This window comes from Myxococcus sp. CA005 (assembly GCF_006518205.1).
Classification (GTDB): Bacteria; Myxococcota; Myxococcia; order Myxococcales; family Myxococcaceae; genus Myxococcus; species Myxococcus xanthus.
Map to the genome: position 1 here is coordinate 1 of NZ_SRLV01000069.1, position 11994 is coordinate 11994.

General features: G+C 67.8%; 8 protein-coding genes and 2 pseudogenes. 6 read left to right on the top strand and 4 right to left on the bottom strand.

The features are described 5' to 3' along the window. Window positions 1–82: 82 nt before the first annotated feature. Both FMQ63_RS37585 and FMQ63_RS26185 read right to left on the bottom strand, forming a co-directional pair. Window positions 83–430 carry a hypothetical protein gene (locus FMQ63_RS37585; RefSeq protein WP_052296519.1) on the bottom strand — a complete coding sequence of 116 codons (348 nt, stop codon included), beginning with the start codon at window positions 428–430 and terminating at the stop codon, window positions 83–85. A 124-nt stretch (window positions 431–554) separates the two neighbouring features. Continuing rightward, window positions 555–722: pseudogene (locus FMQ63_RS26185) on the bottom strand (transposase); the annotation flags it as partial. 690 nt (window positions 723–1412) lie between these two features. Between FMQ63_RS26185 and FMQ63_RS26190 the strand changes: the two are divergent. Further along, on the top strand, window positions 1413–1763 hold the full coding sequence (locus FMQ63_RS26190) for a hypothetical protein (RefSeq protein WP_011552243.1): 351 nt from the start codon (window positions 1413–1415) through the stop codon (window positions 1761–1763). Window positions 1764–2024: 261 nt separating this feature from the next. On the opposite strand, the pseudogene FMQ63_RS38780 reads toward FMQ63_RS26190, so the two are convergent. Beyond that, a pseudogene (locus FMQ63_RS38780) lies at window positions 2025–2387 on the bottom strand (GrpB family protein); the annotation flags it as partial. 164 nt (window positions 2388–2551) lie between these two features. Here FMQ63_RS38780 and FMQ63_RS26200 point away from each other — a divergent pair. Both FMQ63_RS26200 and FMQ63_RS26210 read left to right on the top strand, forming a co-directional pair. After that, a complete protein-coding gene (locus tag FMQ63_RS26200; protein WP_011552242.1) occupies window positions 2552–3079 on the top strand; it encodes a DUF1993 family protein in 528 nt (175 codons plus the stop codon). A 603-nt stretch (window positions 3080–3682) separates the two neighbouring features. Beyond that, window positions 3683–4843, top strand: coding sequence for an ankyrin repeat domain-containing protein (locus tag FMQ63_RS26210; RefSeq protein WP_011552240.1), 1161 nt, complete (start codon window positions 3683–3685; stop codon window positions 4841–4843). Window positions 4844–5049: 206 nt separating this feature from the next. Here the strand turns inward: FMQ63_RS26210 and FMQ63_RS26215 are convergent, their stop codons facing one another. Further along, window positions 5050–7866 carry a carboxypeptidase regulatory-like domain-containing protein gene (locus FMQ63_RS26215; protein ID WP_225909875.1) on the bottom strand — a complete coding sequence of 939 codons (2817 nt, stop codon included), beginning with the start codon at window positions 7864–7866 and terminating at the stop codon, window positions 5050–5052. Window positions 7867–8177: 311 nt separating this feature from the next. Here FMQ63_RS26215 and FMQ63_RS26220 point away from each other — a divergent pair, with 311 nt between their 5' ends. From FMQ63_RS26220 to FMQ63_RS26230, 3 genes are all read left to right on the top strand, one after another. Next, a complete protein-coding gene (locus FMQ63_RS26220; RefSeq protein ID WP_020478913.1) occupies window positions 8178–9923 on the top strand; it encodes a sigma 54-interacting transcriptional regulator in 1746 nt (581 codons plus the stop codon). A 192-nt stretch (window positions 9924–10115) separates the two neighbouring features. Beyond that, on the top strand, window positions 10116–10871 hold the full coding sequence (locus FMQ63_RS26225) for a Dickkopf N-terminal cysteine-rich domain-containing protein (RefSeq protein ID WP_020478912.1): 756 nt from the start codon (window positions 10116–10118) through the stop codon (window positions 10869–10871). 831 nt (window positions 10872–11702) lie between these two features. Then, the gene (locus FMQ63_RS26230) at window positions 11703–11984 is read left to right on the top strand and encodes a hypothetical protein (protein WP_020478911.1); all 282 of its coding nucleotides are present in this window, start codon (window positions 11703–11705) and stop codon (window positions 11982–11984) included. Window positions 11985–11994: the final 10 nt, after the last annotated feature.

Here is an 11994-nt window from a genome sequence, read left to right on the forward strand (position 1 = left end):
GCCCGGAACGGGTGCTCACCTCGGGCCGGAATCGGTGCTCACCATGCCCGGAACGGGTGCTCACCATGCCCGGAACGGGTGCTCACCTCGGGCCGGAATCGGTGCTCACCATGGTCCGGTACACGCAGTTCACGTCGCGGGTGACGATACCCAGAGAGATTCCCGCGTCGTCCGTGCGCTGGTGCGCATAGGCCAGCGTCGCCGCGACTTCCGCGCCCATGTAGAGGGTGAACGCCTCGGAGAAGTAGCAACCGCGCGCCCGGGCGACGGTCAGCAACGTATTGACGGGTTTACCAGACGTGGCCTCAGAGAGCACCACCCGCCGCCGCTTCATCTCCAGCCCACGGAGGGCCTCCTGGGGCTGTGCCACAGCCGTTAGGCCCACCAGTAGCACGAGCGGCAGGGCAAGCCGAGCAAGTGACGAGAACACGCGCGGGCGACCTCCAAGGGGCATAGCGGGAGCGAACCAGGATGCGCACAATTGCAAGCCCTTCTCCGGTTGTCCTGGCGCTGGGGGATTCGGCAAACCACAAGAACCCAGATCACTTGCCGGGTCGCGCCGCTTCACTGGCTTCCGTGCCCCCGAACTTCTGGCGCCACCGGTAGAGCGCCTGCTCGGTAATGCCGTGCTTCCGGACCACCTCCGCCACGCTGGCCCCAGGCGCCTCCGCCTCCCGCAGATTGCGGACCATTTGCTCCTCGGGAAACCTGCGCTTCCTCAAGACCGACGTACCCCCCTGGCCGCGAGGACTCTCTCACGCTTCAACTGGTCCGAAAATCGGGGGGGCAGGCCACAAGAGCAACCGTGCAGCAATTCATAAAACCCTCATGCAGCCCTGACTCAGCCGCCAGCACATGGCCAGACAATAGACACCAGAGCAATCCATTCAGACAACCTCAAGAATCCAATAGAGAACATAAGACCCTAGAGGTCTACACTACTACCTGACCAGCTCCATCGCGCAGTACGACTCACTTCCATATGCCCTGTCCGAAAGTCCCTACGTGCGCCCACCATGGCAGTCCGACAACCATTGAACTAGCGTCCCCGCGTTGAGCAAATGTGGAGCTTTCCAGCCGCAACAAAGCCCATCGACGGGCGGCAGGGGACAGACCGAGCGCAGCCAGACGTCGGAAGCCATTGCGCAGCGCCCGGCGAGGGCAGTCGAGGGCCCCACGCAAACGGCTGCTCATTCGCTCAATCGATGCAAGGCGCGAGAACAAGGAGCAGCGACAACATCGACAAGCACTAAGCATTCAATAGACACACATGGGTCATCTGCGACCACGCCCATGTGGCCCCTTCCACCACACCCAGCAGCTCTCAACAAAACCTCTTCACAGATAGGCAAAGGGCTTGTGATCACATTCACATTCAACTACCTACGCGCTCTCACTTACAGGAGATTTAGATGGCGACCCCAACCCGCTTCGCATTTACCCAGCCGAGCTCGCCGGGCACCGAGTTCATCATCGAGCTGACGGACGAAAACACGATTGCCCATGCGCGAAGGATTCTCTCAGGCGAAGAGAAGAACGAGATTCACGTGCATGGACGAATCATCAAGAGGACCCAGCCATACAACCCGAGGTTCTCATTCCATTTGGACCCGGCCACCATCCGGTTCTTCGAGATTGCCATCGAGGTCTGCGACGCGAACATGGTGTACGTAGAGGACCATCTGGATGAGGCGGGCGGCGCGTTCCTGCCGGGGGGCCACTGGTGCCCGTGGGACTCCAAGCTGACGCGTGAGGTGACTTGAGGTAAGAAGGCGGCCGAGTGGCTGCAGTGTGTGTGTGCAATTCACGGCGTCGCGAGGTCCCAAACCAACCGCGCAGATTCCGCAGCCGCCCACCCTCCGTTCGCAAGCTTCGCAACGGAGACCCCGGCCCCCTGTGTCAGGGAGGTTGTCGCCTCGGCTGACCTGCCTCACACGCGCCTCGCTCACTCGCCTTGACGCACTGCCGAATGTGGCCTTGCTGCAAGCGTGCGCGCCGTCTGGATGAAGGCGCTGGCATCGCGCCTTCTCGTAGGCGCGAGTGACGCCAGGCCGTTCACGCAGGTATTCGCGGAACGCGAGGTGCCGAGAAATCTCCCGAGAGCCGTCGGCATCGCAATGAAGGTGGACGAGACGCTCTCGCGTTCTCGGCTCGTCCTTGGTGCAGCAACGCCGGCCCGGTAGGCCGAGCTCTCGCCACCACGCATGGCTGAGCGCCTCAAGCATGCCCAACGTGGGGATGAGCGCATCGTGCAGATCGACCCGGGAGCGCTCCGCGATGGGCCCGCGCGCGAACCTCCGTCGAGGCGCGTCGATGCGCTCGATTCGCATCCCAGGCTCGATTCCCACACGGGCGGCGACACTCCTCCGCTTGATTCGCGTCACCATCTCCTTCACTCCGTCCGACCGGACGGTGAAGCCGAGGGGCTCCACGGTGACGCACACAGGGGCTGTTGTGAGCAGCCATGCGCAAGTACAGGGGCCTGACAGGGCGCCTGGCAGGTCGCATCAAGCCTGCTAGGGTTGAGTCATTCTTCAAGGAGGTGGCACCGATGTCGATCTACGAAATGACCGTTCCCTGCTTCGCGCAAATGCTGCGCGCGTTACAAGGTTTCCTGAAGAAGGGGGAGGCGCATGCTCGCGAGCTCGGCTGCGACTCGAAGAACCTGCTTCAGTCGCGACTGGCACCTGACATGCACAATCTGGCCAGCCAGGTGCAGTTCACCTGTACCCAGGCGCAGGAAGCAGTGCTGCGGCTTGGCCAGCAGCCGCTGTCGGCGCTAGACGCGCCGGACGACATGGAACAGGCGAACGCCTTGATTGAGCGAACGCTACAACTGCTGTCGAGCGCTGACAGGGCGCGGATAGAGGAAGGCGCACAACGCCAACTGTCCATCGAGCTGCCCAATGGCATGGCCTTCGACATGACCGGCAGCGAATACGCGCGGAACTGGGTGACACCGCAGTTCTACTTTCACCTCGTCACGGCCTACAGCATTCTGCGGAACAACGGTGTGCAGCTTGGCAAGGCCGACTACGTCCCGCACATGTTCGCCTACCTGCGCCAGCCAGCGGCCTGAGCCGAGGGCGTCGGCGTTCAATGACTGAGGAGGACTTGGAGTCCAACGTCATGATCCCTGGTCCCGACGCAGTCCTTGGCTGTCCGCGCTGTGGCGCCCTCCATCGGTGCGGGACCCTGGCCTCCGGAAATACGTTCGGCGCCGTGCTCTGGAGTGATGGCTGGTTCGAAGCCCCTATGCGGCCGCTGCCCCCCTTGGTTGCGCGCTGCATGGGCTGCCATGCGTTCTTCTGGGTCGCGCGCGCCGTCGAGCTGGGGCATGTGGACCACGTCACCTCCCAGTGCGATGAGACGCTCACCACCCTCACCCTGATGAGACGCTCACCACCCTCACCCTGGAGAGCACGGGGGCGTGTCGCATCGAGGTCATGCAGCGCCTGCGGAGCGACCTGGGGATGGGAGTCCAGGAGGTGAAGCGCTTCGTCGCCCAGCCCTCCTGGACCTGCCGCCGCTCCCGGGGCTCGGGCCAGGCCTGGAGACTCTTCGTGACGCGGCGCGGAGGGCCGACTCACGGCTCCTCCGGCTTCCGCCAGGGTCGGCGGAGTAGATAGGCTGCGATGCTGCGGCGTCCAGCCCAACACCACGCATCCATCAGGTAGCGCTCATGAAGCTCGACAAGCCCGAGAACCTGTTCGCTGCCATCGAGCAGTGCGATGTCTTCGCGGTGGAGGACCTGCTGGCCAAAGGGGCCGACCCCGATGAAGTCGACCTCGACGGCTACCAGGCCACGCCGTTGGCGTATGCCTGCAGTCACGGTGACGAGGCTGCCGTGCGCGCGCTGCTGGACGCGAAGGCCGCCCCGGATGCAGCGGCCTTCCAGCCGCCGCTGGTCGCGGCCACTGCGCATGGCTTTGCCGCTCTTGTGAGCTTGCTGGTGAAGGCCGGCGCGGATGTGAACGCGGGGGACGAAACCGGCGCCAGCGCGCTGTGGACGGCCGCCGCGAATGGCTTTGCCGACATCGCACGATGCCTGGTGGAAGCCGGCGCGGATCGCGAACAGGCGGACAACGACGGCAAGTTGCCCTCCATCGTGGCGTTGGAGAATGGCCATGTCGCGCTGTCGAACTACCTGAGCGATCCGGCGAGCTACCCGGCCACGCATTCCTTCTGGCGCGGCAGCAAGAAGGCTGCGCGGCAGGCGGCGGAGGCACGGCGCGCACAGGTTGTCGACAGGGCCACGGGCAAGGACGTCCGTGGCGCTGCCGCTGCCGAACCCGAATGGACGTTCTCCGGCGGCATTGCCCGCAGCCCGTGGGCAACCCAGGACTTCCCTTCGGTGGCCGCTGCCGGCAACCTCGAACTGGTGGGGCGGATGCTGGACGCCGGCCTCGACCCCGACTGGACCCAGTTCAAGGGCAACCCGACGGCGCTGATGCTGGCCGCGCGCAGTGGCGAACTGGGTGCGGTGGACCTCCTGCTCGCACGCAGAGCCAAGGTGAACCACCGAACGGACAAGGGACTCACCGCGCTGCACATGGCGCTGTTCAAACCGTCGGCACGCGTGCACGGCCCCATCATTCGCAGCCTCTTGGCCGCGGGTGCCGATCCCAACGTGCCCGACGATGAAGGACAACGACCGCTACAGCGCGCGCTGGCGCATGCGATGCCAACGCTCGTGCAGGCATTGATCGAAGCCGGTGCCGACCCGTTCATTCGCGACCGCGCCGGCCGCATGCCCGCCGACTGGGCGCCAACCGATGGCAAGCACGCCGATGCCATCCGCGAGTTGCTGGAGACGGCGCGCAAGGGACGGACGGACGGCTGAGCGACCGCACCCATCCCCTATCCCACGGTGGAGCCAGGGGATAGGGGATGGGCCGTCTGAAGCATGCAGCGAAGGTTGCTCACCGCGACAGCCTGGCGGAACTCACGCTGCTTCGACGCGCGCGCCAACGGGACGCGCGTCGCCCTGGCCAACGTCATTCAACCAGCACCATGGGCGACGTCTGTCGTCGCCCATGGTGTGCGGGGCTAGCGAGCCGGGATGCGCAGGAGCAGGTCGTGCGGCGGCAGGTAGAGCTGCTCGGCAGGCGTTGCCCGTCCTTCGTTGTCCTGCCCCCACGTCACCACGGTGCCACCGGCGAGGAAGGCCTGGCTGGCGTTGCTCGTGACGGCAATGCCTACCACGTCCCTCACGTCGGAGGACGGGGCGATGGCGCTTTCGCCCCAGGCCACGACGGTGCCATCCGCCTTCAACGCCAGGACGAAGGAATCGCCTCCCGCGATGGCCACGACCTCCGTGAGGTCGGCGGGGACACTCAGGTCCGAGGGAAGGTCACCGCCCCACGCCACCACGGTGCCATCCGCCTGGAGGGCGAAGGCGGTCCTTCGCGACGTGGCCACGCTCACCACGTCGGTGAGCCCCGCCGGAATCGGGTGGATGTCGGCCAGGGAGGGCCCACCCCAGACGGAGACGTGATTGGAAGCAAGGACACCCACGCCCCAATGCTCCCCGTAGGCGACGGTCTTCTGGGGCACCACCCACACGGAGGTGGTGGTGTTCCGCCGCCAGGGCACACCCGGCGTCACGACGACGTCGCGCTCGCCCGGAGCGACGTGGTGCGCCACCCGCGCCACCACCTCCGTGTCGGACCAGGAGATGAAGTCGGTGACGGCTTCTCCTCCCACCGTGACGGTGAAGGGGCCGCGCTCGGCGCCGAAACCGGAGCCCGTCAAGGTCAGGTGTCCCCCCTGGACCGCCAGCTTGGGCGCGGAGACCTCGAGCGCGCCCAGCCGCGACAGGGCCAGGCTGACCGGCAGGGGCTCGCCTTCGCGCACGTCCAGCGCGGCCTCCGCCTTCGCGTAGTTCGCCTTGCTGGCCGCCAGGGTGTGGCGCCCCTGGGGCACGTCTTCGAGGACAAAGTGCCCCTGAGCATCCGTCATCGCGGTGGCGCCATGGCCGGAGAGCGACACGGTGACACCCTCGTGGTGGCTTTCGCCTTCAAGTTGGATGGTGCCCGTCACCACGCCGGGCCTGCGCCGCAGCGTGATGTTGACCACCGTGGTCTCCTGATTCCGCACCACCACGCTCCGCTCTTGAATCTCATAGCCCGTCCAATAGGCGGACAGCGTGTACGTCCCCACGATGAGGCCACTGAAGGAGAAGCGGCCCTGGGCGTCCGTCAACACGGAGGCGTTGCTCTCCACCAGCGCCACCGAAATGCCCGAGGTCGTGTTGGCGTCCTCCAGCAGGACCACGCCCGAGATGCTCCCGCGAGCGCGGGACAGCGTCAGGCTGACCTGGGCCTGCTCGCCGGCACGAACCTCCACGGTACGTTGGCCCGTGGCGAAGCCGTCCTTCTGGGCCTCCAAGGTGTAGGAGCCCGTGGGGACGCCTGTGAGGGAGAACTGGCCCGCGGTGTTCGTGCGCGCGCTGAAGGCCGTCCCCGCCAGGGTGACGTTGATGTCCACCGGCGAGCTCCCGCCCTCGAGCTGGATGACACCGGCCACGTTGCCCCGCTCGCGCGCCAGCGAGAGCGAGACGGTGGCCTGCTGGTTCTCCTGCACCTGGACGGACTCGCGCGCCACGGCGTAGCCGCTCAACCGCGCTTCCACCGTGTACGTGCCCGCGGCCACGCTGCTGAAGGCGAAACGGCCCTGGCCGTTCGTGGTCGTGGTGGCCCCCGTCTCCGCCAGGGTGACGGTGATGCCACCGTGGCTGCTCGCGCCCTCGAGCAGGGCCGTGCCCTCCACGCGGCCCTGGGCCCGTACCAGCGTGAAGGCGACCGTGGCCGCAGCGCCCGTGCGCACCGTGACGGATTGCTGCACCACCGCGTAGCCCTCCTTCTGGGCGGTCAGGTTGTAGGTGCCCAGCGGAAGCCCGGTGAAGGTGAACTGGCCTTGTGCGTTCGTCGTCGTGTTGGCGCCCGTCTGCGTCACGGTGATGGTGACGCCCGAGGGGGTGGCTCCGTCCGACAGTTGGACGGTGCCCGCCACGTCCCCGCGTACCAGCAACAACGTCAGGTTGACCTGGCTCGGCTGGTTCGCGCGGACCTCCACGGTCTGCTGCGCGTCCACATAGTTCTCCCGCCGCACTCGCAGGGTGTACGTGCCCGTCATCACGTTCTGGATGTTGAACTGTCCCTCGGCATTCGTGGTCGCGGTGAGGGACGCTTCCACCAGGGTGACGACGGCGCCGGCGTGGTTGCTCGAGCCTTCGAGCTGGATGACGCCGGTCACACTGCTCCGCTCGCGTGACAGGGAGAGGCTGACCAGGGTTGAGCCCGTGCCCCGCACCTCCACCGTCTGCTGCGTCGCCAGGTAGTTCGTCTTCTGGAGCGCCACCGTGTAGGTGCCCTGGGCCAGGTCGGAGAAGGTGAAGAGCCCCGTCGCGTCCGTGGTCGTGTTGGCGCCCGTCTCCACCAGGGTGACGGTGACGCCCGAGGAATCCAAGACGCCTTCCACCTGGACGTTGCCGAGGATTGAACCCCGTCCTCGCCCGAGGTCGAGCCTCACGGAGGCCGTTGCTCCCGTGGTGACCGTGACGGACTGTCGGGCCTCTGAGTAGCCGGACATTCTCGCCACAACGATGTGCGTGCCCGAGGCGACGTTCTCCAAGACGAAGCGGCCGTCAGTGGCCGTGGTGGTGCTCAGCGAAGCGCCTTCCACGGAGACGCTGATGCCCGCGTGGGACGAGGCCCCCTCCAGGATGGCCTGGCCTTCGATGCGCCCGAGCTGCGTCCCTGAATCAGGCTGAGTCCCCGCGTCGGAAGGGGTCGTGGAGGTCGAGGAACAGGCGGAGAGGGCCAGCAGGAGGGCCCAGAGCCAGGAAGGGCGTATGAGGCGCATGGGGAGTGCCACTCGGAGGAACCGGGAATGGGAAGGACTGCCAGGGAACGGCGAAGCTCCTGACGGTACATGGATTCTACGGTTCCGTGGAATGGAGTGGCCGCGGCAGGCGTGTGGTGGGGGCGCGTCTGCCCCGCGACGGCATTCCACCCTGGCGCGCTCAGGTAGCCCTGGGCGCCGTGGAACTCAGACACGTCGAAGCACAGGCGATTGGCGACGGCACGGGGCCCCCTCTTCGGCACGCCCCTTCCGGGCCCCGCATGCGCACGCCCCCGCATTCCTGATATGCGACTGTGTCGTCCGCTCCCGCCATGCCCCAGCTTCTGGTCCTCCCCGACGGCCGCCGTCTCCCTTTGGACAAGCCCGTCGTCTCCGTGGGCTCCGACGCCACCTGTGACGCCGTGCTCGTTGCCCCCGGCGTGAAGCCGAGCCACGCGCTGCTGTTCCGCGACGCGCGAGGTTGGAGCGTGTCCCCGGCGGGCAAGGGCTGTGACATCAAAGTGCGAGGGCGGCGCGTGGACCTGGCGCCCCTGGAGCCCGGGGACCGCTTCCGCGTGGGCACGGTGGAACTGGAGCTCATCGAAGCGGTGGAGTCCGTCGCGAGTGATGCGGCGGAGGTGGCCCCCCGGCGACAGGACGGCCGGCTGGTGGCGGTGCTGGCGGAGCTGTCCTCGCGGCTGCTGGTGCAACGCCCTCCCCTGGAGCTGCTGGAGGTGGCGATGCGGGGGCTCGCCGACGTGGTGGGCGCGGACGTGGGCTTCCTCGTCGCCGCGGACTCGCGGGAGGGACCTCGGCGCGTGCTGTGTTCCACGGGCGCCAGCCCCGACGCGGCGGTGGTGGACAGTCTGGTGGACCGGGTGCTGACCTCGGGTGCCCCGGTGCGGGTGGCCGACGTGGAGGCGGACGCGGCGCTGGCCCGGGCGCCCAGCATGGAAGCCCTGCGGCTGGGCTCCGCGCTGGTGGTGCCGCTGCGCGTGGAGCCGGTGCCGCTGTCCGTGGTGTACCTGGGACGGAGGTTGGGTGCTCCGGCCTTTTCAGCGGTGGCGCTGGAGGAGGCCATGGCGCTCTCCGCGCTGACGGCGCTGCTCCTGTCGACCCGGCGCGAATTGACGGAGCTGCGCGCGCAGGTGGAGGGCCTCACCCGCCGAATCGAAGCCGCGACGTTCGAAGGGCTCATCGGCGAATCCCCTTCGATGCGCGCCCTATACCGGCAGGTGGAGCGACTGGGGCCCACGCCGCTCAACGTCCTCGTCACAGGCGAGACAGGCACGGGCAAGGAGCTGGTGGCGCGGGCACTCCACCGGCGCAGTGGCCGGCGCGGCCGGCTGGTGGCCATCAACTGCGCGGCGCTGCCGGAGAGCCTCATCGAGCGCGAACTGTTCGGCCATGCGCGTGGCGCGTTCACCGGCGCGGGCACGGAGCGGGCGGGACTGGTGGAAGCGGCCGACGGTGGCACCCTCTTCCTGGATGAGATTGGGGACATGCCGCTGTCGCTCCAGACGCGTTTGCTGCGTGTGGTGCAGGAGCGCGAGGTCACCCGCCTGGGCGAACACCAGCCGCGCAAGGTGGACGTGCGCGTGGTGTCCGCGACCCATGTGGCCCTGGAGGAGGCGGTGCGGCGGGGCACCTTCCGCGCGGACCTGCGCTTCCGGCTGGAAGAGGTGCGTGTCGACGTGCCGCCGCTGAGAGCGCGTGGTGAGGACGTGCTGCTCATCGCCCACCATGTGCTGGCGCAAGAGGCGCGCAAGGCGCGAGGCTTCACGCAGAAGGCCTCGGAGGCGCTGCGGGGGCACCCCTTCCCTGGCAACGTGCGAGAGCTGGCGTCGCGCGTGCGCCGCGCGGCGGTGTTGGCGACGGACGAGTTGTTGCGCCCCGAGGACCTGGAGCTGGGCGGCGACGCAGCGCCCATGATTCCCCTGGAGGAGGCGCGGGAGGCGTTCGTCCAGCGCTACGTGCGGGAGGCCATCGCCCGCTGCGGCGGCAGTAAGAAGGACGCGGCGGCGGCGCTGGGCATCGGTCTTCGCTCGCTGTTTCGCTACCTCGGCGAAGGGGACTGACAGGCCGCCTCCTCTGGAGGGCTTGTCCGCGTGCCAGTCCTGGCACGTTTCCCCCGGCATCAGGTGCTCGGAGGGTCAGGGGCGTCATGCAACCCCGTGGAATCAGGGCGATTCGATGTCTCGCGAGGCTTGGGCACGCACGTTGCTCAGGTGTTGCCCATCGCACGCAGGCGGAGAACCGCCACGGTGCAGATGAACCTGACGGAGACGACGATGAAGCATGTGGTGATGGGATTGTTCCTGGCGCTGACGGTCATGGGCTGCGGCAGCACGAAGGACGATGACGGCGAGGGGCCCGACGGCAACCCCAACGAGCAGAGCGCGGGGCTGTGCAGCGCGAGCAAGGCATGTCCCTCCGGGCAGTTCTGCTTCAACGGCCTGTGTGCCATCGGCTGTCAGTCGAACGGGGACTGCGCGGCGGACCAGTACTGCGACCTCGAGGACACGGGCATGGCCGTCTCCTTTTGCAAGAACAAGAAGGTGCCGACCTGCAGCTCCAACAGCCAGTGCCTGAGCAACCAGGTCTGCATCGAGGGCCTGTGCAGCCTGGCGCCTCCGGCCAACCCGCCCTCGTGCAACCCGAACACCAGCGACTTCAAGGACGGCTGCGACACCTATGCGGTGTGCCTGGACGCAGCGGACCAGGGCTCGCAGCAGCCGTACTGCGCCAGCTTCGCGCCCTGCCCCGAGGATGGCGTGTGCCCCACGGGCCTGGGCGGCGCGGTGTGCAACGACGGCTACCTGCCCAACAAGGGCCGCTTCTGCATGCAGGGGCTCTGCAGTGACAACTCGAACTGCCCCTCGGCGTGGAGCTGCGTGAAGCCCTTCTCCGGCGCGGTCCTCGGGTTCTGCAGCCCGGGTGCCTTCGGCTTCCCGTGCGCGGAGAACAGCCACTGCAAGAGCGGCCAGTGCTTCAGCGCGCCGGGCGTCATGGGCACCTGCATGTAGCTGGCGAAGACGGCCCCGTGTTCCCCCGTCGGGGAGCACGGGGCCTCTGGCGTTGTTGGGGGGTGCTCTCCGAGCCTCCCTCCGCCTAGAGTCGCCCGGGCCTTGGTGATGCGCCGACTCCTCCTGCTCTCGTTGTTGCCCGCGCTGGTGCTGCTCGTCGCGCCGGGCTGTCCGCTCGACATCCGAATCCGCTGTGACGAGCCCAACGGCTGTCCCCAGGGGCAGGTCTGCGTGCGAGGTGACTGCGAGCCCGTGGACACGGTGCGGATTGGGGATGCCTGCGGCGAGCATGCGGACTGCGGGCCGGGGCGCACCTGTGGCACGGGCTTTCCGGGCGGGTATTGCCTGCTGGCGTGCTCCGACGCGGCGCCCTGCCCGGCAGGAAGCGTGTGCGCACCGGGGCTGGGGCAGTGCCTGCGAACCTGTGGCGAGGCCTGTGCTCGGCCAGGCTACGGATGTGGGCACGTGCCCGACGCGTCCGGCCCCCTGAGTGCATGTGTGCCGGTGACGACGTCGACGGATGGGGGCTGCACAGGCTCGGGATGCGAGGTGCCGGATGCCGGCTGTACGGGCTCGGGATGCGGGTCGCCGGACGCCGGATGCGCGAGCGCTGTGGAGGTGGGAGGAGCGTGCACGCGGCCGTGCGAGTGCGCGGATGCAGCGGCGGCCTGTGTCGGCGGGACGTGCACGCTGACGTGCTCGACGGACTTCACGTGTCGCGACGGGCGACGGTGCTCCTCCAGTGCAACCTGTGTCGTGGGGGCTCGGATTGGAGAGCCGTGCAGGGACACATTCGAGTGCTCCGACTTCGCCGGTTGCCCCAGGGAGCGAATGCGGTGCGAGGAGAAGTGCAACCCGGAGAGCAACCACTGCGAGGCGGGCTACCAATGTGCTCCGGACGGGCTGTGCGTGCAGGAGTGCTCGGGTACCCCGGTCTCGGTGGGAGAGGACTGCGAGAACTCGCTGGACTGCGCGCCCTGTAGCGTGTGCCTGTCATCGGGGGCGGCGCTGCGGTGCCGGCAGCCGTGCCGGCTGGACCGGGACTGCCCAGGAGGGGCGACGGGCGCCTGCGAACAGGTGGGGAACACGAAGGCCTGTCGGCTGTCGCTGTAATCTACCAGGT